Annotated in this window: 21 protein-coding genes and 1 pseudogene; 11 read left to right on the top strand and 11 right to left on the bottom strand. The window is 62.3% G+C overall.

The window, feature by feature from the left end:
* Positions 1-73: 73 nt before the first annotated feature.
* From IVB26_RS41190 to IVB26_RS41180, 3 genes are read left to right on the top strand one after another with little or no spacing between them, the layout of a single operon-like run.
* The gene (locus IVB26_RS41190; RefSeq protein ID WP_247973574.1) at positions 74-1,201 is read left to right on the top strand and encodes a mandelate racemase/muconate lactonizing enzyme family protein; all 1,128 of its coding nucleotides are present in this window, start codon (positions 74-76) and stop codon (positions 1,199-1,201) included.
* Complete coding sequence (locus tag IVB26_RS41185; protein ID WP_247973573.1) at positions 1,201-2,796, top strand: GMC family oxidoreductase; 1,596 nt, start codon at positions 1,201-1,203, stop codon at positions 2,794-2,796. The genes IVB26_RS41190 and IVB26_RS41185 overlap by 1 nt, the downstream gene beginning before the upstream one ends.
* A gap of 28 nt (positions 2,797-2,824) precedes the next feature.
* Positions 2,825-3,547: a GntR family transcriptional regulator gene (locus tag IVB26_RS41180; protein WP_063684293.1), complete on the top strand. Its 723-nt coding sequence runs from the start codon at positions 2,825-2,827 to the stop codon at positions 3,545-3,547.
* A gap of 3 nt (positions 3,548-3,550) precedes the next feature.
* On the opposite strand, the gene IVB26_RS41175 is transcribed toward IVB26_RS41180, so the two are convergent.
* From IVB26_RS41175 to IVB26_RS41135, 9 genes are all read right to left on the bottom strand, one after another.
* On the bottom strand, positions 3,551-5,341 hold the full coding sequence (locus tag IVB26_RS41175) for a chloride channel protein (RefSeq protein ID WP_247973572.1): 1,791 nt from the start codon (positions 5,339-5,341) through the stop codon (positions 3,551-3,553).
* A gap of 1 nt (position 5,342) precedes the next feature.
* Positions 5,343-6,317 carry a formylglycine-generating enzyme family protein gene (locus IVB26_RS41170; RefSeq protein WP_247973571.1) on the bottom strand — a complete coding sequence of 325 codons (975 nt, stop codon included), beginning with the start codon at positions 6,315-6,317 and terminating at the stop codon, positions 5,343-5,345.
* 3 nt (positions 6,318-6,320) lie between these two features.
* Positions 6,321-7,964 carry an arylsulfatase gene (locus IVB26_RS41165; RefSeq protein ID WP_247973570.1) on the bottom strand — a complete coding sequence of 548 codons (1,644 nt, stop codon included), beginning with the start codon at positions 7,962-7,964 and terminating at the stop codon, positions 6,321-6,323.
* Between the two features lie 32 nt (positions 7,965-7,996).
* Positions 7,997-8,770, bottom strand: coding sequence for a GntR family transcriptional regulator (locus IVB26_RS41160; protein WP_247973569.1), 774 nt, complete (start codon positions 8,768-8,770; stop codon positions 7,997-7,999).
* 4 nt (positions 8,771-8,774) lie between these two features.
* Positions 8,775-9,827 (bottom strand): ABC transporter ATP-binding protein, encoded by a 1,053-nt coding sequence (locus IVB26_RS41155; RefSeq protein WP_247973568.1) that lies wholly within the window; start codon positions 9,825-9,827, stop codon positions 8,775-8,777.
* Positions 9,824-10,663: a carbohydrate ABC transporter permease gene (locus tag IVB26_RS41150; protein ID WP_247973567.1), complete on the bottom strand. Its 840-nt coding sequence runs from the start codon at positions 10,661-10,663 to the stop codon at positions 9,824-9,826. The genes IVB26_RS41155 and IVB26_RS41150 overlap by 4 nt, the downstream gene beginning before the upstream one ends.
* Positions 10,660-11,595 carry a carbohydrate ABC transporter permease gene (locus IVB26_RS41145; protein ID WP_247973566.1) on the bottom strand — a complete coding sequence of 312 codons (936 nt, stop codon included), beginning with the start codon at positions 11,593-11,595 and terminating at the stop codon, positions 10,660-10,662. Before IVB26_RS41145 ends, IVB26_RS41150 begins: the two co-directional genes overlap by 4 nt.
* Before the next feature lie 3 nt (positions 11,596-11,598).
* Complete coding sequence (locus IVB26_RS41140; RefSeq protein ID WP_247973565.1) at positions 11,599-12,993, bottom strand: ABC transporter substrate-binding protein; 1,395 nt, start codon at positions 12,991-12,993, stop codon at positions 11,599-11,601.
* Between the two features lie 182 nt (positions 12,994-13,175).
* Positions 13,176-13,979 (bottom strand): DeoR/GlpR family DNA-binding transcription regulator, encoded by an 804-nt coding sequence (locus IVB26_RS41135; protein WP_458309392.1) that lies wholly within the window; start codon positions 13,977-13,979, stop codon positions 13,176-13,178.
* 222 nt (positions 13,980-14,201) lie between these two features.
* Between IVB26_RS41135 and IVB26_RS41130 the strand changes: the two genes are divergently transcribed.
* From IVB26_RS41130 to IVB26_RS41105, 6 genes and pseudogenes are all read left to right on the top strand, one after another.
* Complete coding sequence (locus IVB26_RS41130; protein WP_247973563.1) at positions 14,202-15,221, top strand: ABC transporter ATP-binding protein; 1,020 nt, start codon at positions 14,202-14,204, stop codon at positions 15,219-15,221.
* Positions 15,222-15,284: 63 nt separating this feature from the next.
* Positions 15,285-16,518 (top strand): annotated as a pseudogene (locus IVB26_RS41125) (ABC transporter substrate-binding protein).
* Between the two features lie 57 nt (positions 16,519-16,575).
* Positions 16,576-17,496: a carbohydrate ABC transporter permease gene (locus IVB26_RS41120; protein ID WP_247279488.1), complete on the top strand. Its 921-nt coding sequence runs from the start codon at positions 16,576-16,578 to the stop codon at positions 17,494-17,496.
* On the top strand, positions 17,493-18,302 hold the full coding sequence (locus IVB26_RS41115; protein ID WP_247973562.1) for a carbohydrate ABC transporter permease: 810 nt from the start codon (positions 17,493-17,495) through the stop codon (positions 18,300-18,302). The genes IVB26_RS41120 and IVB26_RS41115 overlap by 4 nt, the downstream gene beginning before the upstream one ends.
* Positions 18,302-19,141, top strand: coding sequence for an endonuclease/exonuclease/phosphatase family protein (locus tag IVB26_RS41110; protein WP_247973561.1), 840 nt, complete (start codon positions 18,302-18,304; stop codon positions 19,139-19,141). The genes IVB26_RS41115 and IVB26_RS41110 overlap by 1 nt, the downstream gene beginning before the upstream one ends.
* Before the next feature lie 3 nt (positions 19,142-19,144).
* Positions 19,145-19,522, top strand: coding sequence for an NUDIX hydrolase (locus tag IVB26_RS41105; protein WP_247973560.1), 378 nt, complete (start codon positions 19,145-19,147; stop codon positions 19,520-19,522).
* Between the two features lie 168 nt (positions 19,523-19,690).
* Here IVB26_RS41105 and IVB26_RS41100 read toward each other — a convergent pair whose 3' ends face one another.
* Both IVB26_RS41100 and IVB26_RS41095 read right to left on the bottom strand, forming a co-directional pair.
* The gene (locus IVB26_RS41100; protein ID WP_247973559.1) at positions 19,691-20,650 is read right to left on the bottom strand and encodes an alpha/beta fold hydrolase; all 960 of its coding nucleotides are present in this window, start codon (positions 20,648-20,650) and stop codon (positions 19,691-19,693) included.
* Between the two features lie 198 nt (positions 20,651-20,848).
* Positions 20,849-21,349: a phasin family protein gene (locus IVB26_RS41095; RefSeq protein WP_247973558.1), complete on the bottom strand. Its 501-nt coding sequence runs from the start codon at positions 21,347-21,349 to the stop codon at positions 20,849-20,851.
* A 2,471-nt stretch (positions 21,350-23,820) separates the two neighbouring features.
* Here IVB26_RS41095 and IVB26_RS41090 point away from each other — a divergent pair.
* Entirely contained in the window at positions 23,821-24,033 is a 213-nt protein-coding gene (locus IVB26_RS41090; RefSeq protein WP_247973557.1) for a cold-shock protein, read from the top strand.
* A 418-nt stretch (positions 24,034-24,451) separates the two neighbouring features.
* Positions 24,452-24,691 (top strand): hypothetical protein, encoded by a 240-nt coding sequence (locus IVB26_RS41085; protein ID WP_247973556.1) that lies wholly within the window; start codon positions 24,452-24,454, stop codon positions 24,689-24,691.
* Positions 24,692-25,108 lie beyond the last annotated feature (417 nt).

Here is a 25,108-nt window from a genome sequence, read left to right as displayed (position 1 = left end):
TTCAAGGGTCATATTATAAATAGGATGACCATACAAGTGGCGCCTTTTGTCGTAGGCGTCGCAGGCTTTTCGCATGACACTGCCGCCTTTCACCATCCGAAGCGTTCAGGCTTTTGGCTATCGCTATCCACTGACGACGCCGGTTATTACGTCCTTCGGACGGATGCAGGACCGGCCTGCCGTCTTCGTCCGCGTTGAAGACACTGACGGAGATGTCGGCTGGGGCGAAGTGTGGTGCAATTTTCCCGCACCAGGTGCCGAACATCGTGTTCGACTCGCCAACGAGGTGCTTGCGCCGGCTCTTGTCGGATCTACCGTGCCGGAGCCATCTGTGGCGTTCGAGCGTTTGACGCAAGGAATCTCAGTGCTCGCGCTGCAATCAGGAGAAGCCGGCCCGTTTGCGCAGTCGATCGCCGGCATCGATCTCGCTATCTGGGATCTCCACGCCCGCCGCCAGAACCTCGCACTGTGGCGGCTGCTCGGTGGTGCCAAGCAGAAGATCAAGGTCTACGCCAGCGGCATCAACCCGGTCGGCTCCGAGCGGACGGCTGAAGCTGCGCTCGGCCGCGGTTACCGCGCGTTGAAGCTGAAGGTCGGCTTCGATCCGGCAACCGACCACGCCAATCTCGCCGCGCTGCGCCGTCTTGTGGGCGAAGGTCTGCTGGCCGCCGACGTCAATCAGGGTTGGACCATTGCGCAGGCATTGGAGCTCGCGCCGCAACTGGAGCACTTCGGTCTCGCGTGGCTCGAGGAGCCGATCCGCGCCGATCGTCCCCGGCGGGAATGGGCCCAATTGCGCGAGGCCATCCGCTTTCCGCTTGCGGCCGGCGAGAACATCGCGAGCCATGCCGGCTTTGCCGAGGTGCTGCGTGAGCTGGTGCTCGGTGTCGTCCAGCCGGACATCGCCAAATGGGGCGGGCTGTCGGCTTGCGCTGGCATCGCGCGCGATATCCTTGCGTCGGGAAAGATGTTCTGCCCGCACTATCTCGGCGCCGGCATCGGCCTCCTGGCATCCGCGCATCTTCTCGCTGGCGTCGGCGGCGACGGGCTGCTCGAAGTCGACTGCAATGAAAACCCGCTGCGCGACCGCTTCTGTGGTCCGGTGCTCGACGTCCGCGACGGCACGATCGCGCTCAGTGACGAGGCAGGCCTCGGCATCACGCCCGATCTCGCCTCAATTGAAGAATACCGGACGATCTGATGCCAGCTCGGGGTTATGACTACATCATCGTTGGCGCGGGCTCGGCCGGCTGCATCGTTGCGAACCGATTGTCGGCTGATCCGTCCTGCCGCGTGCTGCTGCTGGAAGCCGGCGGATCGGATCGAAATTTCTGGCTCAAACTTCCGGTCGGGTACTACCGGACCATCTATAACGAGCGCTTCTCGCGGCTGTTCAGGACGGAGCCCTCGGAAGGGAGCGGCGGCCGTGGCATCGTGTGGCCGCGGGGCCGCGTGCTCGGCGGTTCCTCGTCGATCAACGGGTTGATCTTCATCCGGGGCCAGCACGAAGACTTCGACGATTGGGAGCGCCTCGGCGCCGATGGCTGGAGCTATCGCGAACTCCTGCCGTATTTTCGGCGCTACGAACGCTACCGCGGCGGCGAGAGCCAGTTTCACGGCGGGCTCGGGGAGTTCGAGGTCTCCGATCTCCGCAACGACAACGAGGCATCGAAGGCTTGGGTCGAGGCGGGTGTAGAGTTCGGCCTGCCGCGCAATCCCGACTTCAACGGTGCCACAACGCTGGGCGTCGGTACCTACCAGCTCGGCATCGGGCGGCACTGGCGGACCAGTGCTGCCTCTGCGTTTCTGCGCCCCGTAGCCAGCCGTCCCAATCTCACCATCATCACCCATGCGCACGTCAGCAGGGTCGTTTTCAACGGTCGCGTCGCCACCGGCGTCGAGTGGATCAGCAAGGGGCAGGTCCACAGTGCGGCGGCTGATCGTGAGATCATCCTGTCCGGCGGCGCGCTGCAGTCGCCGCAAATCCTCCAGCTCTCCGGCGTTGGTCCAGCCGATCTGCTGCGCAAGCTCGGCATTCCCGTTATTGCCGAGTCTCCGGAGGTCGGCGCCAATCTCCAGGACCATTATCAGGCCCGGCTGATCGTCCGCCTCAAGAATCGCATCTCGCTGAACGACCAGGTCCGCAATCCCGTTGAGCTTGCCAAGATGGGTCTGCAGTGGATGCTGGCGGGCACCGGCCCGCTGACGGTCGGGGCGGGGCAGGTAGGCGGCGCAGCCTGTACGGAATACGCGGTCGGCGGACGGCCGGACGTGCAGTTCAACGTGATGCCGCTATCGGTCGACAAGCCCGGTGAGCCCCTGCACGGCTATTCCGGCTTCACCGCCTCCGTCTGGCAGTGCCACGCAAAGTCGCGCGGACGGCTTGCGATCAGCTCAACCGATCCGTTCGAGCAGCCGCGTATCGTACCAAACTATTTTGCCGAGGAGATCGACCGCAAGACCATTGTTGCAGGTCTGAAGATTCTCCGCGAGATCTATCAGCAGAGGGCGTTTCGCCCGCTCTGGGACATCGAGATGGTGCCGGGTGAGGCAGCAAGGGATGATGCCGGGCTGTGGGATTTTACACGCAATACGGGGGGCACGGTATTTCACTGCGTCGGGACATGTCGCATGGGCGGCGACGCGCAGGCCGTGCTCGATCCGCAGCTGCGCGTGCGCGGCGTCGAGCGGCTGCGGGTGATCGACGCCTCTGTGATGCCGCAGATCACGTCGGCCAACACCAACGCGACCAGCCTGATGATTGGCGAACGCGGTGCCGCACTGGTCATGGCTTGATCGCGCGGCCTGAATTGTGGAGGGCGAGATGGAATTGAGTTCCGATAGTCACGTCCCCAAATACGCGCAGATCGCCGACATCTTTAGGCAGCGCATCGCACGCGGCGTCTGGACCCAGGGGTTTCGCCTGCCGGCCAACGAGGAACTGGCAGCCGAGTTTGGCGTGTCGCGCGTCACGATCAGGCAGGCAGTGGAGCTGCTCGCCCGCGACGGCGTGATCGAGGCCCAGCAGGGCCGCGGCACCTTCGTCACGGGGACCGTGCGGCAGGATCGCTGGCTCAAGGTCGAGACGACGCTCTCCGATCTCGCCGACATGTACCGCGACACTTCGCCCGAGATCATCAATATCTCGGAAAGCCGCACCAACGCGCCGCTGCTTCCCGGCGACGGCAAGCCGGCCGAAAAATATGTCTTCATGCGTCGGCTGCATTCGCGGGAGAAGCAGCCGTATTGCGTCATTTCCATCTATCTCGACGAGAAGATCTTCCGCAGGTCACCGAAGCGTTTTCGCAACGAGACCGTGATTCCGATCCTGAACGATCTCAGGGATCCCGCCATCGCCAGCGCGCGCCAGACCCTGACGATAGGTGCCGCGGACATCGAAGCCGCGCGGCTGCTGCGCGTGCCGCTGAATTCGCCGGTGGCAGAAGTCCGCCGCATCTTCACGACCGCGGACCGCACCGTGATCTATCTCGGCGAAGTCACCTATCGCGGCGACTTCGTGCGGATCGACATGGATCTGCGGCCATAGCCCTCAACGCGAGAACAGTTCCTGGTTCCGGCGCTCGAGCTCCTCCCCGTAGGTACGGAGGACGTGGGCTTCGCTCAAGGTGCCGATTGTCGCGCGATGATCGGTGCGATCGACGACCGCGAGCACATCGGCCTCGCTGCGTTCGAAGGCCTTCAGGATCTCGCGCACCGGCGTGGTCGGGAGCAGGCACTCATCCTGTTGCTGGGCCAGTGACCCCAGCTGCTCGTCGACCTGGTTGGCAGCGGAATGCAGCGTCGCGGCGGGCACGATGCCCGCATAGATGCCGCTGGGATCGCGGAGCACGATCTGGCGAACCTGTGCCGGCGAGAACAGCTTTTGCGCCTCGCCGATCGGCATCGTCGTCAGCGCGTTCTCGAAGTCGGTGCGCATCAGCGAAGCCGCGCTCATCTGCCGGACCCAGCCGATGTCTTGCGGGCCGCGGATTACCTCGCCGCGCAGATGGAAGCGCCATGTGGCGAAGCTGTAGCCGAACAGCTCGCGCACGATCAGCGCGCAGACCGACGACGCGACCACCGCTCCAACGGTGACGGAGAAATCGCCGGTGATCTCGAGCGCAAGACACACCATGCTGAACGGGGCGCCAAGGACGCCCGTCCCGAGTGCGGCCAGCGCCGCGATGGCGGCCGTGCCGGGTTGAAGCGCCAGCGTGGGAAGAGGGCCCGTCAGCACGATGCTGTAGAGCTGCCCGATCAGCGCGCCCAGCAACAGCGAGGCGAAGAACAGGCCGCCGCGGAAGCCGGAGCCGAGCGAGATGGCGGAGGCCAGGATCTTGAACACGATCGTGGTCGTGAGCAGAAGCCAGGTCGGATTGCTGACCAGCAGGATCTGCATCGCGCCGTGACCGGCGCCGAGCACAGTGGGCGTCAGCAAGGCTAGGCCGCCGAGGAGGAGGCCGCCGAGAATTGGGCGCAGGAAGCCCTTGAACACCGTGATGCGCTGAAAGCAGCGCTCGGAGAATGCGACGGCGAGCATCACGAGGATGCTGACGAAAGCGCAGATGATGCCGATCAGCACGGTTTGACCGATCATCTCGACGGAGACCGGCGAGGGGAAGCCGGGCACCATCAGGAAGGACTGGTGCGTCAATTGCCGCGCGACGAGCCATGCGGTGACGGCGCTGGCGATGACCGGCACGAGACCGGCGGACGTATAGGCGCCGAGCACGACCTCGAAGGCGTAGAAGGCGCCCGCGAGCGGCGCGGAAAACGCGGCGCTGATCGCCCCCGCGGCGCCGCAGGCTACCAGCAGCCGCATGTCGTTGCGACGGGCAACCAGGCGCTGGCCGAAATGGGAGCCGAACATCGAGCAAATCTGGGTATAGCCGGCCTCCAGACCGACCGATCCGCCGAACCCGTTGGACAACAGCGTCTGGATCGAGATCAGCAGGCTGCCGCGAAAGGACACCCGGCCGCCATAGAGCGCATTGGCCTCGATTGCGTCGGCGAGCTGCTGTCCCTTCACACGCCTTGCGAAGTAAAGCCCGATCAGCGCAAGCACCAGGCCGCCGAGCGTCGGGATCAGCAGCGTGCGCTGCCAGGAGATCACGCCGGTGGCGCTGAGATGTGCATCGAAAGGAATGTCGAACAGCAGGGCGTGAGAACCCTGGCTGAGGCTCGAGATCGCAGCCACCAGCACGCCACTGAGCAGTCCGACAACGATCGCGACCAGCACAAGGCCGGTCTCGCGATTGCGCACGAAGTTGCGCAGGGACAACGGCAGCAGGCGGATGCCGGGAGCCGCGGCCGGCTTCGCAGGATGTGATGCCGACGCCATCCTAGGCCGGATCCCGCGGCGATTCGGCGCGCACGACGCGGAAGCCGATGTTGCTGGACGCGGAGTCGGGCGTGTTGGAGCTTCGCGCCGCGACGCGGTAGCGATTGCAGTAGGATTCGTGGCAGAGGAAGGATCCGCCGCGCATCGACCGGTTGGGAGCAGGCTCGCGGTTCAGGGGGTCTCGTGATGGCGTGAGGCGGTGATAGCTCGGGGATAAATAGTCCTCGCACCATTCCCAGACGTTTCCGGCGACATTGTGCAGGCCATATCCGTTCGGCGCGAAACTGTGAACCGGCGCCGTACCGAAATAGCCATCATCCACGGTGTTGCGGTCGGGGAAGTTGCCCTGCCAGATGTTGCAGCGATGCTCACCGCCCGGGTGCAGCTCGTTCCCCCAGGGGTAGGTAGCCTGGTCCAATCCGCCGCGCGCGGCCATCTCCCATTCCGCTTCGGTCGGAAGGCGCGTGCCGGACCATTCGCAATAAGCCTGTGCGTCGTTCCAGGAGACGTGGACGACGGGGTGATCGAGCCTGTCGAGAATGCAGCTCGATGGTCCTTCCGGCTGCGCCCAATAAGCGCGCGTCACCGGGACCCACCATGGCGTTTCCTGAACGCGCGTCGTGCGGGCCGCACGTGTCTCTTCCGGCAATAGCCCGTCGAAGACAAAGCTCCAGCCGTGGCGTTCGGCATCCGTCGTGTAGCCCGTGGCCCGGACGAAGTCGCCGAATTGCAGATTGCTCACGGCGTGGCAGGCAATGGCAAACGGCGACAACGTCACCAGCCGTACCGGGCCTTCGCCGTCCTCGACGAAGCCGATACCGGCGGATCCCATGTGGAAGCTTCCGCCGATCAGCGAGCTCCAGCGGCGCAGGATCGGAGTTGAACTGGGAGTGATCGCCGCTTGCGCATCCTCGCCCGTCGCCGGCCCGCTGCCGGCGGCGCGCTGGGTGCAACAGTGTGAGCGATCTCCGGTCATGTCCTATTTCTGCTTCTCTTCCTCCCAGAAGGCTGTGCCGCCTTCCGCCTTCATCAACTCCAGAATCTTCTCGCGCGGGATCACGCCGCAGCGATTGGCCCATTGCTGATATTGCGCCGTCATCTCGCGGACGCGATCCGGATGCTGCGCGGCGAGATCGTTCATCTCGGTGCGGTCCGTCTCCATGTCGTAGAGCTCCCAAGGGCCGGGATACTTCCGCACCAGCTTCCACTTGCCGACGCGGACGGCCGCGTTGCCCTCGTGCTCCCAGAACAGCGGGCCACGGTTGCCATAGGCCGAGGCGAATGACGGTACCAGGCTCTCGCCTTCGCAGGGCAGGATGGCGTTGCCGTTATACTCCTTGGGATAGGTGGCGCCGGTGACGTCGAGGATGGTCGCCATCACGTCGGTGAGCTGGCTCGGATTGTGCCGCAGGCCGCCTCTCTCGGAAATGCCGCGCGGCCAGTGCACGATGAACGGGGTTGCGATGCCGCCTTCGTGGATCCAGTGCTTGTAGAGACGGAACGGTGTGTTGGAGAGGTTGGCCCAGGCGGTGCCGTAGCTCTGGTAGGTGTCCTCGGCGCCGGGCATCAGGGTCGGGTCATTGCCGAAGCGCACCGGTCTGCCGTCGCGCGTCTTCGCCTGCGCGATCATGAGCTGGTCGACAAGCTCCTTTGCCGTGACGCCTTCCGGAATGTCCTCGGCGCAGGCGCCATTGTCGGAGAGGAAGATGATCAGCGTGTTGTCCATCTGGCCGGTCTCTTCCAGCGCCTTCAGGATGCGGCCGATGCCCTGGTCCATGCGGTCGATCTGGGCCGCGTAGACCTCCATGCAGCGCAGCGTCCATTCGCGCTGCTCCGCGTCGGTCCACGGCGGCTGGGTCGGATCGCGATCGGTCAGGCGCCAGTTCGGATGGATGATGCCGTCGTCGACCAGGCGCTTGAGGCGCTCCTCCCGCAGCCTGTCCCAGCCCGCATCGAAGCGGCCCTTGTACTTGGCGATATCCTCGTCATGGGCGTGGAGCGGCCAGTGCGGCGCCGTATAGGCGACGTACTGGAAGAACGGCGCGTCGGGCTTCTGCGCCTTGTGCTGGCGGATGAAGGCGGCAGCCTGATCGCTGATCGCATCGGTGTAAAAGAACGAGGGATCCTTCACCGCCTCGTGCTCGATATTGTCGTTGCCGCGGGTGAGCGTGTTGGGATGGTAAAAGGAGCCGGCGCCGATGATGGTGCCGTAGAAGTGGTCGAAGCCGCGCTGCATCGGCCATGCGTCGGTCGGCTCCGTCAGGCTGCTGGCGATGTGCCATTTGCCGCTGAGGTAGGACGTGTAGTTCTTGCTCTTCAGGGCCTCGGCGATCGTCACGCAGCTCTTGTTCAGATTGCCGGCATAGCCTTCCGGCCCGTTGCTGTAGGTAAGGATGCCGATGCCGGTCTGGTGCGGATGCAGGCCGGTGAGCAGCGAGGCGCGTGACGGGCTGCAGCGGGCGGTGTTGTAGAACTGCGAATAGCGCAAGCCATTGGCCGCGAGGCGATCGAGGTTCGGCGTCTGGATCTCGCCGCCGTAACAGCCGATGTCCGAAAAGCCCATGTCGTCGTTGAGGATAAGCAGGATGTTGGGGTTGTCAGGGGTCTTTGCGCCATTCGGCATGTTCTTGTCCTCGTGATTGACGTGTGGCGTTGCTAGTGGCGGCGCGTCAGGCTGATGCTAAGGCGGAAATATTTCGGCAAGTAGACGGCGCGCAGCAGCTCAAGCGCCCGTCCGTCCTTGCCGAAGGTGACGCGCTCGATGGAGAGCAGGGGCGAGCCGACCTTCACCCCCAGCAGCTTGGCGCTGCCGGCGTCGGCGAGGTCGGCGCTGATGGTCTGCTGGGCGTCCTTGATGGCGAGACTAAGCTCGTCCTCGAAGACGCGGTACATGATGATCGAGATCAGGTCGCGCTTCTCGAGCTCGAGACCGATATCCGGGGGATAGAAGGCGTGCTCGATGGCGATTGGCGTGTCGTCCGCCAGCCGCAAGCGCCGGAGCTGCCAGACGGCGCGTTCGCGCAGTTGCTCGCGAACGGCGGCATCGTGCCGGTTGGTCATGCCCTGCTGCAGGATCGTGGCGCCGGCCTGGTAGCCGGCATCGCGGATGGTTTCCGAAAAGCCCATGAGGTGGCCGACCCAGTTCTCGGGCTGGTTCGAGCGCAGGAAGGTGCCACGGCCGCGCGAGCGGTCGAACATGCCTTCGTTCACGAGGGGGGCTATGGCGTTGCGGATGGTGATGCGGCTGACGCCGAAATGGCGACCGAGTTCGGCCTCGGTCATCAGGCGGCCGGTCTCGTCGATCAACTTGCCGTCGCGCACCTGGCTGCGAATGGATTCACGGATCTGGATATGCAGGGGCGTCGATCCCTCCGCAACGACATCGCTGCCGAGCGGCGCGGGCTTCTTCTTGCGTGTTTGAATAGCCATGGTGTCAGAGCCGCATGCGTGTTGCTGGATCGAACAGATGAATGTCTTGCGGCCGGGCCGTGATCGAGATCGTGTCGCCCTCGCCGGGAATGTTGCCGTCGGCGACGCGCATGCGGATCATGGTGCCGGCGCAGTCGAGGTCGAGCACGGCGGTATCGCCGAGATCCTCGATCAGGTCGACGCGCGCGCCGAGGCCACCCTCCGTCATGCGCAGGGCGCCGGGGCGAAGGCCGACCACCACGTCCCGCTCACCCGCAGTCGTGGTCGTCGTCTTCAAACGGTGGCCGGCGATGATGACGTCGCCGTCCACGTAGCGGGCGGGAACGAGGTTCATCGGGGGATTGCCGATGAAGCCGGCAATGTCGATAGAGTTCGGACGGGCGAAGACCTCTGCGGGCGTACCGACCTGCTGGATCTCGCCCGACATGAACACCGCCATGCGGTCCGCAAGCGTCATGGCCTCTTCCTGGTCGTGGGTGACGTAGACCGCGGTGACGCCGAGCGAGCGCTGCAGCTTCTTCAACTCGGCGCGGGTTTCCAGCCGCAGCTTTGCATCGAGGTTCGAGAGCGGCTCGTCGAGCAGAAACAGGCGAGCCTTGCGCACGATGGCGCGGGCCAGCGCACAACGCTGCTGCTGGCCGCCCGAGAGCTGGCCCGGCTTGCGGTCGAGCAAATGGTCGATCTTCACCTTGCGCGCGGCGTCTTTGACCGCGGGCGCGATCTCGGACTTCGGCAGCTTCGCCATCTCCAGCGGAAAGGCGATGTTCTCGGCAACCGTCATGTGCGGGTAGAGCGCGTAGCTCTGGAATACCATGGCGATGTCGCGGTCCCGCGCATCGGTCGAGGTGACGTCCTTGTCGTCGATCAGAACGCGGCCGGCGGTCGGCGCATCGAGGCCTGCGAGGATGCGCAGCGTCGTGCTCTTGCCCGAGCCGGACGGGCCGAGCAGCGCGAAGAACTCGCCCGGCTTGATGTCGAAATTGACGCCCTTCAGAGCGGCGAACTCGCCGTGCATCTTGACGATGTTGCGAAAACTGACCTGACCCTGGCCGCTCATCGGCGTCCTCCGCCCTTGACTGCACCGACCGTCAGGCCCTTCACGATATGCTTCTGCGCGACCACGCCGAGGACGACGACAGGCAGCATGGCGAGAACCGAGACCGCGGCGAGCTTGGCCCACAGCGTCTGCTCGACGGAGACGAAATTGAACATGGCGACCGTGACCGGGCGTACCGTGTTGCCGCTGAGTACGACGGCGAACAAAAATTCGTTCCACGCATTGAGAAATACGAACACGACCGTCACGGCGATGCCGCCACGGACCTGCGGAATGATGATCCGCCACAATGTCTTCAATCGGCTGGCGCCATCGAGATAGGCGGCTTCCTCCATCTCGAAAGGAATGTCCTCGAAATAGGAGACCAGAAGCCAGATCGCAAAGGGCAGGGAGAACGACAGATAGATCAGGATGATGCCCTGATAGGTGTCGATCCAGCCGATGTTCCGCAACACAAGGAAGTACGGGATGATGATGCCGACCGGCGGCAGCATCTGCGTGGCCAGCACGTAGAAGCCCGCGAACTTCTTGCCGCGAAAGCGCAGGCGCGCCAGTGCATAGGCCGCCGGCACCGCCATCAGCATGGTCACGATTGTGGTGCCGACCGAGATGATAACACTGGAGAGAAGGTTCGGCAGGATCGATCCCGAGCCGAACAACACGTCGCGATAGGCTTCCCACGTCGGCGTGAACACCAGCTTGGGCGGATAGGCCAGCACGTCGGAATCGGTCTTGAGCGAATTCATGGCGCTCCAGACGATCGGAAACGCCCAGGCGAGCAGGAAGACCGTGGAAATCGCGAGTAGGGCGATGATGCGGAGGCGCTTTGCGGTCATTTCGCCCTCCGCATCGTAAAAAGGATGCCGGAGATGATGATGGTCACGATCAGCAGCGCGACCGCGAGCGCCGAGCCGTAGCCGATCGACAGCTCGGTGAATGACTTGCGATAGGCATAGAGATTGAGGATCTCCGTCGCCGTGCCGGGGCCTCCGGCGGTGACGGTGAAGATCGCCGCGAACGCGGTCAGCGCCACCATGGTCCGCATGATGATGACCATGACGATCGCCGGGCGCAGCAAGGGCAGGGTGATGCGGCGAAAGCGTTGCCAGGCGGAGGCACGGTCGAGCCGCGCCGCCTCGTAGATGTCCTCTGGCAACGAGGCGAGTGAGGCCAGCAGCACCATGAACGCAAACGGCGTCCACTGCCAGGTATGGATCGCGATCACCGAGACCATCGCAAGCGTGGGATCGCCGAGCCAGTTCTTGCTGCCGAGGCCGGCGTTGATGGCGAGGAAGTCGACGATGCCGAATTCCGGCGCCAGCATGAAGGTGCGCCAGATCATGCCGACCACGGCCGGCGATAGCACCACGGGAAGGATGGCGATGACCCTGAACCAGCCCTGGCCACGCTTCATGTCCATGACCAGCAAGGCGAGCGCGAGGCCAATGATGACCTGCAGCGCGACGGTCGAGCCGGTATAGACGAGGCTCACCAGCAGCGAGGTCCAGAAGCGCTCGTCGGAGAGCAGCACCTGGTAGTTCTCGAAGCCGACGAAGCCGTTGCTGAACGGCATCGCCAGATCCATCCGGAATGTGCTGGTGTAGACCAGGAAGAGCAGCGGAAACGTCGTCGTGGCGAGCAGTGCAAGAAACGCCGGTGCAAGCAGGGCTGCTGCAAACCGGCGCTCGCGCTGTGCAAGGACGCGGCCGAGATCGCTGCGGGGCGCCTCGCTCGCGATCCCGGCCGATGTCACCGCTGTCGTCGCCATGGCTCAGCCGCGCATCATCGGTTCGATGCGGCGCTGCGCATCGTCCAATGCGGCCTTGATCATGGCCTGGCCCGAGAGGGCCGACTGGATCGCTGTCGCCATGGTGTCGCCGATCGCCGGCCATTGCGGCACGCGCGGACGCCAGTCGACGTCGGTGTCCTCCTGCAGGGCACCCATCGTGGCCTCGACGAAGTTCTCGCCAAAGCCGTTCATCAGCTTGATGTAGTCGGGATCCTTCCACACCGAGGTGCGGTTGACGCCCGAGCGTTTGGTGGGGCCGGCGAACTTATGCGCGGTGCGCGCCTGGGTCTCGGCGCTCGCGGCCCACTGGATGAATAGCCAGGTGGCCTTCCGCTTCTTCTCCGGCAGCGCGGAATTGATCGGGAAGCCCCAGTTCCAGATTGAGGTGGTGCGCTTGCCCGAGGGGCCCTTGGGCCAGCGGGCATAAGCGACCTTGCCGATCACCTTGGACTTATCAGGGTTGTTGATGACCGAGGCTGACGAATGTGCGTCGATGTAGCTGGCGACAGCACCTTGCGAGAAGGCGTCGGCGATATCGGGCCAGTTCCAGTTGGCCGCCGCTGTCGGCGCGTATTTCTTCATGATGTCCACGTACCAGGCGAGTGCCGCCTCGGCCTCGGGGCCGTTCACGGTGAGCTTGCCGCCTTTCATCCAGTCGCCGCCGAACTCGCGGAAGATCGACGGATAGATGTACATGTTCTGGCCGGCACCGGCGACGCCGCGCAACGCTGCGCCCCAGACGCGATCGTTCGGCGTGTTCAACGCCGCGGCGTTGGACATGTAGGCCTCTAGCGTGTCGGCCGGCTTCAAACCTTTCGCGTCATAGAGGTCCTTGCGATAGACCTGAATGGTGACTTCGCCGTCATAGGGCATGCCATAGAGCTTGCCGTCGATGCCGTTGGCGCTGCGCCAGGCTGGAATGATGTCGTCGAGCTTGAACCAGGCCTGATCGGTCAGCGACTTGTCGGCGAGGTACGTGTCGAGCGGCTCGACCCATTTGTTCGCGGCATACAGCGCGTAATACATGGGATCCGCGGCATGGGTCGCGTAGGTGCCGGTCTTCGAGGTCAGATCAATGACGCTTTTCTGCCGGATCTGCGCCGGTGGAATCTTCTCGAAGCGAACGTCGATGCCGGTGAGCGCCTTGAACTGCGGCGCCAGCGTGATGAGGTTTTCGAAATAGCTGGCCGGGATCACGGCGACCGTGATGGTCTCGCCGGACACCTGCTGCCAGTGTATCTGAGCGGATTTGTAAGGCGCGAGGTCCGCGTCCTGCGCGGCAGCTTGCCGGAGGAAGGCCGGACCAAAGGTCGCGAAAGCGGCGGCGGCGGTTCCAGTCTTGAGTAGCGTTCGTCGCGTCGGCGTGAATGACGGCATGCGATCCTCCCGAAAATCCGGATTTATACTTCCGGTTAGTTAGGACATTTGTCCAAAAGTTATAACAAGTCAACCGCGACAAATTGGGTCCTCCGGCCGTTTGGCGCGGAGCGTGGAACGACCGCGGACCTCGCCTCCGGGAGACGCGATCGGGCCGAGCAGCGATGAGATGCAGTTGACGGCTAGATGTCGCCGAGGAGCTCGAAATCTGCGCGAGCGTCGCCGGCCGTATGGATCTGGCCGCTATATCGCTGTGCGCTCAGCTCGAACGCTGCCGGCAATCGGTCGTCGATAACGAGATGGTGGCACTCGTCGAGGTGGCCGCCGCGAACCGTTGCATTGCGCCCGAATTTGGTGATGTCGGCCACGAGCACGGACGTTCGTGAATTGGCGGCGATGGATTGGCGTGCCTTGACTTCATCGACATGGAAGTCGAGCAGCGAGCCGTCCGCATCGACGCCGCCGACGCCGAAGATTCCGAAGTCGGCGCGAAATCCCGAGAAGAAATGCACGGCGGCCTCGCCAATGATGTCGCGGTCGAGCGGCCGCAGCGTGCCGCCGGCGATGGTGATCTCCACGTCCGGATTATGCGAGAAGGCTGCGGCCACGTTCAGGCTGTTGGTGATCACCCGCAGATCCCGTCGACGGGAAAGTGCCTGCGCGACATATTCGGGCGTGGTGCCGAGCCCGATCATCAGCGACGTCCCGTCGGGAATGAGTTTGGCGGTCGCATGCGCGATCCGCCGCTTGGCTTCGGCGTTCAGCCTGTGTCTGCTGCTGTAGGCGAGGTTCTGATTCTGGACGGGGAGGCTGACCCCACCATGCACGCGCCGAAGTAAACCCTGGTCGCAAAGCGCATTCACAAGGCGGCGGATGGTCTGCTGGGTCACCTCGAAACGCGCCGCAAGCTGCTCGATGGAAGCGAAGCCTTGCTCGCGCACGATCTCCAGTATGTGGACCTGACGTGTCGTGGCGCTCCTGGCCATGAGCCCTCCGTTCGCGACAAAAGTATCATTCGAACGGCCAAGACGCAATTTTCTGTTTCATATGGTGTCACACTATGTTCATATGAACATAATAGTCGCTACGCCGATGAATGAGCGTGGCTCGAGGGAGGACGCATGAGCTGGTTTTTGACCGGCACTGTGCTGCTCCGTTGGAGCGAGCCGCCATCAGCGTAGCTGCATCATGCTGAGAGCGAACCGGCCATGTCGGCGATTACGCTGAATCATGTCTCCAAGTCGTGGGGCGCGATGCGCGCCGTCGATGACATCAATCTGACGGCGGACGAGGGCTCGCTGCTGGTGCTGCTGGGGCCATCCGGCTGCGGCAAGTCGACCACGTTGCGGCTGATCGCCGGGCTCGAGGAGGCCGATGCCGGCACGATCGCCATCGGCGGCGTGGACGTGACCCGCCTGTCGCCGGCGGACCGGAAGATCTCCATGGTGTTCCAGTCCTATGCGCTGTTCCCGCATTTGAGCGTGGCCGAGAACATCATTTTCGGCCTGCGCGTGCGGCGGGTGTCGCGCGCCGAACGCGACGCCCGGCTTCGTCGCGTCGCCGACATCGTTGGTCTCGCGCATCTGCTCGATCGCAAGCCGTCGCAATTGTCGGGAGGGCAGCGCCAGCGCGTCGCGCTGGCACGCGCCATCATCGCCGAGGCGCGGGTCTGTCTCATGGACGAGCCGCTTTCCAACCTGGACGCCAAGCTGCGGCACGAGATGCGAACGGAAATCCGCGCGTTGCAGCAGCGCCTTGCCATGACGATGGTCTACGTGACCCACGATCAGACCGAAGCCATGACGATGGCGGACCGCGTCGTCCTGATGCGCGATGGCCGTATCGAGCAGAACGGCTCGCCGGAAGAGCTCTACAACAGGCCGGCGACGGCGTTTACGGCGCGTTTCATCGGCACACCGCCGATGAATCTGGTGCGTCAGGGCGATCATCTGATCGGCATCCGGCCAGAGCACATTCGCATCGTGCCCGGTGGCGATCATGCCGCGCGGGTCAAGGCCGTCGAGCATCTCGGAGCCGACAGCATCGTGCTGTGCGACATCGACAGTCAGCCGATCTCGGTGCGGCTCGACGGGTTCAGCAAGGTTCAGCCCGGCGAGGATGTCCGGCTGGCCTGGGAGGCCGGTCACGAGCATCGGTTCGATCCGGCTACGGAATGCCGAATGGAAACTTCTGCCAGGGAGGGCCGGGTGGCGACCTCTGCTGGATAGCAGCGGTGGCTTCAGGCGCTCGGCGGATTACAGAGGGAGAGAGAGATGTTTGCGCGACGAACGATGTTGATGGCAGCCGCACTTGCGGTGCTCTCGTTGGGGGCACGTCCCGCTGCCGCGGTGGATCTGACCATGTACTATCCGGTCGCGGTAGGCGGTCCCGTCACCAAGATCATCGACGACATGGTCTCGCGCTTCGAGAAGGACAATCCGGACGTCAAGGTGACGGCAGTCTATGCCGGCAACTACACGGACACGATGACCAAGGCGATGACCGCCATGAAGGGCGGGCAGCCGCCGCAACTGTCGGTGCTGTTGTCGACCGACGTGTTCACGTTGATGGACGAAAACGCGATCGTGCCGTTTGACGACCTCGTCGGCGACAAGGCCTGGTTCAAGGAATTCTATTCCGCGTTCATGGCCAACGGCCAGGTGGACGGCAAGACCTGGAGCATCCCGTTCCAGCGTTCGACCATCGTGCTGTACTGGAACAAGGACGCCTTCAAGGAAGCCGGCCTCGATCCCGAGAAGGCGCCGGCGTCCTGGGACGAAATGGTCGAGATGTCGAAGAAGCTGGTCAAGAAGGAGGGCGCCAACACTCCCGACGACCGGCTACGGCTACTGGATGCTGCAGGCGCTCGCCATCGAGAACGGCCAGAAGATGATGAACGAGGCCGGCACCGAGGTGTACCTCACCGCGCCGAAGACGGTCGGCGCGCTCGACTACTGGGTCGACCTGTCGCGCAAGCACAACGTCATGCCGACCGGGAGTATCGACTGGGCGACGCTCCGCACCGACTTCCTCGAAGGCAAGACGGCGATGATGTGGCACACGACGGGTAACCTCACGGCAGTCAAGGACGCCGCGAAATTCCAGTTCGGCGTGGCCATGCTGCCGGCCAAGGAGCGGCGGGGATCGCCGACCGGCGGCGGCAGCTTCTACATCTTCAAGAACGCTTCGGCCGAGCAGCAGAAGGCCGCCGTCAAGTTCATCCAGTGGATGACGGCGCCCGAGCGTGCGGCGGAATGGAGCATGAAGACCGGCTACGTCGCGGTGTCGCCGGCCGCCTACAAAACCAAGTCGATGGAAGACTACACCAAGGGCTTCCCGCAGGCGACCGTCGCGCGCGATCAGCTCGAGCATGCCGTGCCGGAGCTGTCCGTCCACGAAAACGGCCGCATCTACAAGTTCGTGAATGATGCCGTGCAGGCCGCGGTCACGGGCTCGCAGAAGCCGCAGGAAGCGCTGGCCGCCGCGCAGGCGCAGTCCGATCGCGTGCTGCGCGCCGCCAAGTAATCGCAAAGTAAGGGACGTGGCGGGGTGGCGGTTCGCCGCCATTCCGCCGGCTCCAGGATGACCGATCTCGCTGCCTCATCGCCAATCCCCGAACGCCGCGCCCGGTCGCAGGCGTGGTGGAATGCCGTGAATGCGTGGCTGCTGCTGTTGCCGGCGGCGGTCCTGCTGGTTGCCTTCACGCACTGGCCGATCCTGGCGACGATCCGGCATTCGCTGTTCATAACCAAGCGGAACGGCAGCGAGGTCTTCGTCGGGACGGACAGCTACCGGGCCATGGCGGCCGATCCGATCTTCTGGAAGGCGCTGGTCAACAATTTCTGGTTCGCACTCGGCACGATCCCGACGTCGATCGCGCTCGCCCTGATCATGGCGGTCTGGGTCAATCGCAACATGCGCGGCCGCGGCTTTCTGCGGCTGGCGTACTTCACGCCGACGGTGCTGCCGATGATCGCCGTCGCCAACATCTGGCTGTTCTTCTACACGCCGGATTACGGCGCGCTCGATCAGCTGCGCGGGCTGTTCGGCCTCGGCGGCTGGAACTGGCTCGGCGATCCCTCGACGGTGATGGGCTGCCTGATCGTCATGGTGATCTGGAAGGAAGCCGGTTTCTTCATGATTTTCTATCTGGCGGCGCTGCAACAGCTCTCGCCGGACCTCGATGAAGCCGCTTCCATTGAGGGCGCGAGCCGGTGGTACACGTTCCGCCGCATCACGTTCCCGCTGCTGATGCCGACCACGCTGTTCGTGGCCATCAACGCCGTCATCAACTCGTTCAAGCTGGTGGACCATCTGGTCATCATGACAAAGGGCGGTCCGAACAACGCCAGCACGCTGCTGCTCTATTACATTTACGAGGTCGCCTTCACGTTTCAGGACTCCTCTTACGCGGCAACGCTGACAGTCGTGCTTCTGACGCTGCTGAGCGCGATTGCGCTGCTCAAGTTCGGCTATCTCGATCGCAGGATCCACTACCAATGAGAGGCCGGACACACCCCGTCGAGGCCGTCGCAGCATGGCTCCTGGCTTTGATCTGGCTCGCCCCCTTGGCCTATGCCTTCTGGAGCGCGCTGCATCCGGCGGCCTATGCCACGTCGTTCAGCCTGTCCGCGCCCTGGACGCTGGAGAATTTTGCCCGGGCCTGGAAGCAGGCGCCGTTCGGCCGGTACTACCTCAACACGGTCGTGCTGGTGACGTTCATCCTGGTCGGCCAGCTGATCCTGTCGACGCTGGCCGCCTATGCCTTTGCGCGCTTCAGATTCAGGGGCAGCGGCATTGCGTTTGCCCTCGTGCTGCTCCAGCTCATGATCATGCCCGACGTCCTCATCGTCGAGAACTACCGCGCGATCGCAAAGCTTGGCTTGCTCGATACGATTCCTGCCATCGCGCTGCCCTATCTGGCGAGCGCCTTTGGTATCTTCCTGTTGCGGCAGACTTTCAAGAGCGTGCCTCGGGAGCTGGTCGAAGCCGCCCGGGTCGAGGGAGCAGGCCCGCTGGTCATCCTTTGGCGGGTCTATGTGCCCTTGGCCCGGCCCACCTACGTCGCCTTCGGTCTCGTCTCCGTCAGTTATCACTGGAACAACTTCCTGTGGCCGCTGATCGTCACGAATTCGGTGGAGGCGCGGCCGCTCACGGTCGGGCTCGCCGTTTTCGGCGCTCCTGAGACCGGTGTGGATTGGTCGGTGATCACGGCCGCGACCGTGATGACGATGGCGCCGCTGCTGATCGCGTTCCTGCTGTTCCAGCGTCAGTTCGTTCAGTCATTCATGCGCGCGGGTATCCGGTAATGCGGCTTCTCACTTGGAACATTCAGTGCGGCAAGGGGTGCGACGGTGTCACCGATCTTTCCAGGATCGTTGCCGTCGCCAGGCAGTCGCTTGATGCGGACGTGTTCTGCTTCCAGGAGGTAAGCGCCAATTTTTCGAGATTTGGCGATGGCGCGGATCAGAGCGCCCAGCTCGCAGCCCTGCTGCCCGGCTACACCGCGATATTCCGCCCGGCGATCGAGACGATAGATCGCTCGGGCAGCATCCACTGCTTCGGCAACATGACACTGTCGCGATTGCCGGTGTTGCAGATCGCCAATCACCTCCTGCCGTTTCCGGGCGCAGGTGGGGTGCGCAGCATGCGACGGCACGCCCTGGAGGTCACCGTGCAGGCTTCCTTCGGCGCGATCCGCATTGTCAACACGCATCTCGAGTTTCATTCCGCCGTCCAGCGCGAGGCGCAGATCGCGCGGCTGCTGGATCTGCAACAGGACGCCTCGGAGAGCCCCCGGCAGGCCGGCTCCCAGCACGAGGAGCCATATGGAAGCCAGACGCAGGCGGCGTCGAGCCTGCTGTGCGGCGATTTCAATTTCGACGTTGCCGATCCCCAGCATGCCCTGATCGACCGCGCCAGCCGGCCGGGTCTGAATTATCGGGATGCGTGGACCGCCAATCGTTCCGGGCGCTGGCGGGCGCCAACGTGCGGCATCTACGACCGCGCGCAATGGGCCGACGGGCCGGACTGTCGCGACTTCATCTTCGTCACAGAAGATCTGGTCAGTCGCGTGTGCAGCATCGAGGTCAACGAAGCAACCGATGCTTCGGACCACCAACCTCTCGCGATCGAGCTGGCGGACTAGAGAATGGCCAAGTCATCAAAGCTTGTCGTTGCAAGGAAGGGCAGGGTACTCCTAGTCAGGCGGCGGCGCGACAAGCGCTGGATGTTTCCGGGCGGCCGCAGGCGGGCCGGCGAGAGCGAAAGAAAATGCCTCCATCGCGAGATCATGGAGGAGCTGCCCAAGCTCAGGTTTGGCGAGTTGAGGCTGTGGAAGGAAGTCAACGGCAAGAACCGCAGGTCCGGCCGGAGGATGAGCGATGCGATCTTTTTGAGCAAGAAAGCCTCGGGCCCTCTTAAGATCGGCGACAAGAAGGAGCTCGACCGGGCGGAATGGCGAAAGCCGCGCGGGCTGAAATTAACTCCGACCTCGCGCTACATTCGCGACAAGCTGTTTCCGAAATAGATTTCGCCGGTGGATTATAGCGTAGTGCCGTATGCAGAAAAGACCTGAGCTTGGTGGGCCCAAGCCTCAGGTCAAGGGGAAGCCGCTCTTGGCGCAGACCGGACGTTCGGCCGGCACCACATGTCCGAGAAGGGCCACTTCCGGACGCAAGCATTGCAACAAGAAAGCCTATGCGGTCCTTACCGGTGCGGGGAGCGCCAGCGCTGCCACGGCATCCGCTATTCCCGGCGTATCTGCATAGGTAACCATGTGACCGGCATCCTCGACCAGATGTAGCAGGGAGCGGGGCAACGCCTCGTGCAGGCGACGCGACTGGTCGGCCTCGATGAGCCGGTCAGCCTTTCCATGCACGATCCTAACCGGACACCGGATGCCCCGATATTGAAGCTGCAACTGCGCAGCAGCTGGAATAAGGAACGCGCTCTCCTCGGCGGCCGCCCTCAACTGCTTGGGCCGGAGAGCCAACGAGATCGGAAATTCGTTCTTGAATTCCGGCGGAATGGGACGCGGCGCGAACAAGGTGCGCATCAGCTTCGGCATAATGGCCGACGATATGATCGGCGAGATAGTGTACCGCATCAGATCACCGAGCAGCGGCAGTGCCGGAGCTGACATGAGCCAAAAGTCCATCCGAGAGGTTGGAAAATAGTAGCCGGACACAAGCACGAGCCCACTCACGGCATAACCGCTTCGCAGCGCCAGCGCGATCGCCACCAGCGTTCCCCAGGAGTGGCCCAGCACCACGGGATTGCGCACCCCAAGCTGATCAAGAGCCTTCGCGAACAAGGCAGCTTGCGTTGTGGCTGTCCAGATGCGCGTGCGCGGACGGTCGCTGTAGCCAAACCCTGGCCGGTCGAAGCAAACGACGCGATAGTTCTGGGCCAGGCGGTCGACCAAACCGCTTAGGACGAGATCCTGAATCATGGTGCCGTTCCCGTGAAACAGGACCACGCAAGGCGCGGCGGCATCGCCCCGTTCGATATAGTGAAGGCGCACTCCGTCGCACACGGTGAAGACGCCGATCGGCGGATTCTTTCGCTCGGCTGCCACCTGAAAGGCGATGTTGCCGAGTATCAGAACGACGAGTCCGACCAAAATGATCAGCAGGACGGTTTCAGTTATGGACATCGGGTCAACCTAATATTCCGCGCTGGCGGACTCCCAATCGGCGGCCCTGAGCCCGCTAAGGGCCAATGCGGATGCTGATTCCTCTCCCTTGTTGTGAGCCGCGGTCTCCAGCCGAAAGCAACCGTGGTCGGCGCGTGCGTGATCCGCATTGCGTTCATCTATTTGCCGCAGCGGGTACGGCTTGCAGTTATCGTCCTCTCAGAGCCGTGAGCTCCCGGACGGCTCGATGCGCCAGAACGGATATGCCGCCAATTCTTTCGAATGCTGCCCGAACATATCGACCCTTCTGCTTGTAAACTCGGTAATGACGGCGAAAAATTCAGTTGGTGACCTGATCGTCGCAAGTCTCAGGCCGAAATCAAAAGCAAATTGCACGTTGGCCTGGGCCATCTCAAGAAGCTTTGCTTGGTACGCCTGCGTGTTTGCCGTGGCTAAACCAAAGCCCTTCATTGGATCGCTAACAATCATTCTCTGGCTGAGGTCATCTGGCAAGGCATCCACCCGAGGCTCAACCATAGGAACCTCGTGTTTAGAATCATCCTGAAACCTAAGAGGTGGTTCAATCGAGGCTGCTGCAACAGAGCGAAGTAGATTCTCCTTCGGGCTTCTAACGGTGGCCTGCTTGTTCAGTTGGGCCCGCGCGGCCATTTTCGGTTTGCGAGCGCGCTTTGACGCTGGTGCCGGTTTGCGTTTACTCATCTGACGCTCCAAGAATATGGGGTGCGACCACACGGTCATTTCTGAACGGACAACAGGCTTTGTGATGTAGCGTTCCAAACCCGCGCATTGTTGGAGTCCCGCATGAACTGAGATCAATCGCACGTTCTGCGATGTGGACGATGATTTCAGGTAGCAACTCTAACCAACAAACGTCTAGCTGGCGATCTTCCAGACCTATGCTCAACGGGCCGTCGGCCTGAGAACAATTCGCTCTCCGCTCGTTGTGCCTTGCGGCGAATACGCAAGCATTCATGACTTGATCGCGAGCGAATGCTCGAGGAAGAAGCGCAGCATTTCCCTCGTCGCATCCGGCCCCTGCGGATACTTCCAAGCGCCCTTCAAGGCGTGGCGAGGACGGCTTTGGCTGAAAAGCGGCGGTCGGGGCAAGTGAGGCCGCCTCCGGTCTACTACCAACCAACAGCAGACACTCAAATCGGCTCAGCCTTATTCAGCTAAGGGGCAGAGGCGGACGTCGCCTAACGCTGCCCTTCTGGGTGGCCTTACTCCGCATCGAGCCTGTAAACGTCGCCGGGTTCGAGCTTGAGTGCCTCGAACATCCTTTGCTGCTTCTCAGTGAGAACCGCTGGTACAACTTCCGCCGTCCAGCCCTAAGGGACAGCCGCCAGGACCAGCATCAACGCCTGATTGGGCTTGACCAGGGCTAACCACATCTGCCTCGTTGGCCGCGGCGCGTCGTCTGAGGTCACCTCAACGAGAGTGAACGAATTGCCGAACGACTCTGCCATCACCGGCTAATGCCGCAGCGCGTCGCTAGTTGCTAGTTCGGGGCAGTCGGACGGGGCCGGCAATCAACCTATAGGTGGGCACCCAAGCGGTGTTCCACGATTCTATGGTCGCGCCGCAGACCGAGCATTCGAAGCTGGCGATCTGCCGACCCGGGGCCATCGCCTCGGTTCGGCTATAGACCGCGCCACACCGACAGGATCGATTATGAGAATCGAGCATGCCCATTTATGCGCCCAAAAGGCGAACCAGGCCACTGCGAAAATCGAACTAGGCCGCTGAGGCTGGGAATAGCCTGGAACCGCTGTGTGGGGTGTCCGCCTTGCTCCCAGCTCTGCATGTGGTTACGCTCTACTGTGAAGCTCAATTCGGTACTGGCAGAGACTTTGCTCGGTAACGACACGTGAGTACATTGATTTTTGGATCGAGAATAGCGTTCACGCTGCGGAGCAATACGGGACACCGGGCGCTTCACAAAGCGTGGACGTATTGGTTGAGCGCCTTGTTGACGGGGCCAAGAATCAAAACATCACGCGAGAGGCCATCGAGAATGAGGTTGGTGATCTAAAGCAGTACATCGAGGGAAAGCTCGCGGTTGCCAACCGGATTGAGCAGGATCGCCGCAAATAACATCGACTTGCATCTGAGATCCAGGGCCGCGAGTTGGCGCCTGTCTTAGCTCCGATCGCGAAGGCACTGCGAGAACAACCATGGCAATGCGGGAAGAAATAAAGCGAGTGATACATGCTGCAACACCCGGTATGTCGCAGCAGCTCTACTCAACACTGCTGTGTTGGGCGAGCTCTTAAGCAGCACACTCGACAGAATCGATGAGCTTGAGAAGAAAGCCGACAGACAGACGACAGATAAACGCTGATCGAGCGCCAAGGGGAAAGGACATTCCTGAATGGCACTTCAAGACGCCTCACCTGCCGGGCTTGCCCACGACCTCTCGCGCTAACCGCTCCGCTCTGAGACGTCTGTGGTTTTCTTGAAACTCTGGATCGGCCTGACTGTCCGCAATCGTTTGCCTCGCTCCGTTTGGGTTTTGCGCCTTGCGGTCCGCCTCGTCGGCTACCTGTTCCTGGGCGGAGCGTTTCCGTTCGGTCATTGCTAGATCCTTGCACTCATCAGGAAGGAGTCATCAAGTCACTTCGCGTAACCCTGGGATCGGAGCCACGCGATCCGACGCTCTCCATTCATCCAATCGTCAATCTCGGTCTTGCTTGTGAAACCCGTGATTTCTCGGGGTTCTGCGCCTGGGTATTCGGCCATGATAGCCCAGTCGCCTTCAGACTTACGGAGTGGTTTGAAGCTCACTTTTACTTTTGCCATGCCGAACTATGCAGGAAAGTGCGCAAAAAGTGAAGCTCGCGGAATCATTTCGAGCCGCCGGCTCCCGGCCGACGCCATGTCCTTTTGTGAGTAGGCGGGAGCCGCTATATTTCCGAGCACCTAAGGTCTTCCCAATCAATCACCAGGTTTGGAACAACCACCACCCGTGCTGAGAAGCACTGGCTTTCTTGTTGAAGTTTCTCAACTGCTGGTGTATTGTTTCGAACATCGATACTGGCCGAACAACTGTTCCGCTTTCGCCGCAGCTCCTGACGGCGCGCACGTTTCAGACAATCTCCAACATCGACTAACCGGAACACTGGCCGCAACTCCGCGCGCCAGATCCTGCGCGTATACGAAAGGACGACCTGATGAACACAGGCACAGTGAAGTGGTTTAATACCCAAAAGGGCTTCGGCTTTATCCAGCCGACAAACGGCAGCAACGACGTTTTTGTTCATATCAGCGCGGTCGAACGCGCCGGCATGGGCACTCTTAGCGAAGGTCAGACGGTGTCTTATGACGTCGTCGCAGACCGTCACACGGGCAAGTCCGCCGCCGAAAATCTTCGTGCTGCTGCTTAAGTAAGAGCACGACAGACCTGTCGCTCTCGCCACGGATGTACTGGCAGAGCTTGTGGTCATGCCCCGTTCCCAAATCATTGGGAGCGGGGTTTTTGATTGAACCCGGTCAAGCGATGCATCAGCAAGCTCGCGGTGGCTGCGCTTCAAAATCACCGCGCGTGGTTGCCAAGAGAAGAGCCGACAAAGCAGTTTGGATTGCGTTCGCGAAGACCCCCGATCGCTGATCGGCTGACTCGTGGTTCGATCCCTGGCCAAAGAGCAGCAAAGGCTGTTCGGTGAGATTATTTTCATTTTGTCACGCTCGCTCCCTCGGCCTGAGGCGGCCTATTTTAATCACTCTTAGAAGCGATTCGTGTGTGCCTTGGGCGGCGTGCAGTTCGACAAACGTGGTAGGGTTAGTCGCAAAGCAGGAGATCAAATGAGCATTGTAAAGCGGCATCTGGCCGAGCAGGAAGAGCGCCTGGTCTTAGTCGAGGAAATCTGCATCGATAAAGGAGCGCTCGTCTTGGATACCGCCACAGACGAAGTCTACTTTTCTGCAGATGAAGAGGCTTACAGGAATGACTACGTCGCCGTGTTTCAAGCGTGGGCTAAGGGCACCATCAAGGGCACAGCGGAACAGATATTCGACGCTACAAAATCAATACTGGAGGATTAGAAACCCGCCAAGGCAAGAATGGTCCGCGCGTGAGCGCGTCAGGATCCGGAAGCAACAGGATGCATTCCGGCCCCGCTGGAGCAGCCGCAACCGTAAGGTAAACACATGTCCTATGCTTATAAGCTCAATGAAGACGTCCGCCACCAACCCCAAGGCCCACAGGAACTGAACGGCCAGCGATTTACACCATCGTACAGCATATGCCCATCGAGTCCGATGGACGGGTTAGGTACCGCATCAAGTGCAAGTCCGAGAGGATCGAGCGAGTCGTTACGGAGGATCAGCTTTCGTACCTTCAGTGACCTGCAGCGATTGATCGATCGCGAAAATGTCCTGAGAGCGCGAGCCCTGCTACGCAAAAGGTGATACCTCGACCAGCGTTCCGATCAACCGCAACAATGCGTGCTGTTCGGGCCC

Source organism: Bradyrhizobium sp. 195, from assembly GCF_023101665.1.
Lineage (GTDB): Bacteria > Pseudomonadota > Alphaproteobacteria > Rhizobiales > Xanthobacteraceae > Bradyrhizobium.
This window is presented reverse-complemented; position numbering and strand designations above follow the sequence as displayed.

What these genes read in the sequence shown, in the direction of transcription:
- IVB26_RS41100 (WP_247973559.1), bottom strand. Translation starts at nt 20,650, where the DNA reads ATGTCCATAACTGAAACCGTCCTGCTGATCATTTTGGTCGGACTCGTC.
- IVB26_RS41130 (WP_247973563.1), top strand. Translation starts at nt 14,202, where the DNA reads ATGTCGGCGATTACGCTGAATCATGTCTCCAAGTCGTGGGGCGCGATG.
- IVB26_RS41090 (WP_247973557.1), top strand. Translation starts at nt 23,821, where the DNA reads ATGAACACAGGCACAGTGAAGTGGTTTAATACCCAAAAGGGCTTCGGC.
- IVB26_RS41135 (WP_458309392.1), bottom strand. Translation starts at nt 13,979, where the DNA reads ATGGCCAGGAGCGCCACGACACGTCAGGTCCACATACTGGAGATCGTG.
- IVB26_RS41185 (WP_247973573.1), top strand. Translation starts at nt 1,201, where the DNA reads ATGCCAGCTCGGGGTTATGACTACATCATCGTTGGCGCGGGCTCGGCC.
- IVB26_RS41140 (WP_247973565.1), bottom strand. Translation starts at nt 12,993, where the DNA reads ATGCCGTCATTCACGCCGACGCGACGAACGCTACTCAAGACTGGAACC.
- IVB26_RS41115 (WP_247973562.1), top strand. Translation starts at nt 17,493, where the DNA reads ATGAGAGGCCGGACACACCCCGTCGAGGCCGTCGCAGCATGGCTCCTG.
- IVB26_RS41155 (WP_247973568.1), bottom strand. Translation starts at nt 9,827, where the DNA reads ATGAGCGGCCAGGGTCAGGTCAGTTTTCGCAACATCGTCAAGATGCAC.
- IVB26_RS41085 (WP_247973556.1), top strand. Translation starts at nt 24,452, where the DNA reads ATGAGCATTGTAAAGCGGCATCTGGCCGAGCAGGAAGAGCGCCTGGTC.
- IVB26_RS41105 (WP_247973560.1), top strand. Translation starts at nt 19,145, where the DNA reads ATGGCCAAGTCATCAAAGCTTGTCGTTGCAAGGAAGGGCAGGGTACTC.
- IVB26_RS41145 (WP_247973566.1), bottom strand. Translation starts at nt 11,595, where the DNA reads ATGGCGACGACAGCGGTGACATCGGCCGGGATCGCGAGCGAGGCGCCC.
- IVB26_RS41180 (WP_063684293.1), top strand. Translation starts at nt 2,825, where the DNA reads ATGGAATTGAGTTCCGATAGTCACGTCCCCAAATACGCGCAGATCGCC.
- IVB26_RS41120 (WP_247279488.1), top strand. Translation starts at nt 16,576, where the DNA reads ATGACCGATCTCGCTGCCTCATCGCCAATCCCCGAACGCCGCGCCCGG.
- IVB26_RS41170 (WP_247973571.1), bottom strand. Translation starts at nt 6,317, where the DNA reads ATGACCGGAGATCGCTCACACTGTTGCACCCAGCGCGCCGCCGGCAGC.
- IVB26_RS41160 (WP_247973569.1), bottom strand. Translation starts at nt 8,770, where the DNA reads ATGGCTATTCAAACACGCAAGAAGAAGCCCGCGCCGCTCGGCAGCGAT.
- IVB26_RS41165 (WP_247973570.1), bottom strand. Translation starts at nt 7,964, where the DNA reads ATGCCGAATGGCGCAAAGACCCCTGACAACCCCAACATCCTGCTTATC.
- IVB26_RS41150 (WP_247973567.1), bottom strand. Translation starts at nt 10,663, where the DNA reads ATGACCGCAAAGCGCCTCCGCATCATCGCCCTACTCGCGATTTCCACG.
- IVB26_RS41190 (WP_247973574.1), top strand. Translation starts at nt 74, where the DNA reads ATGACACTGCCGCCTTTCACCATCCGAAGCGTTCAGGCTTTTGGCTAT.
- IVB26_RS41095 (WP_247973558.1), bottom strand. Translation starts at nt 21,349, where the DNA reads ATGAGTAAACGCAAACCGGCACCAGCGTCAAAGCGCGCTCGCAAACCG.
- IVB26_RS41175 (WP_247973572.1), bottom strand. Translation starts at nt 5,341, where the DNA reads ATGGCGTCGGCATCACATCCTGCGAAGCCGGCCGCGGCTCCCGGCATC.
- IVB26_RS41110 (WP_247973561.1), top strand. Translation starts at nt 18,302, where the DNA reads ATGCGGCTTCTCACTTGGAACATTCAGTGCGGCAAGGGGTGCGACGGT.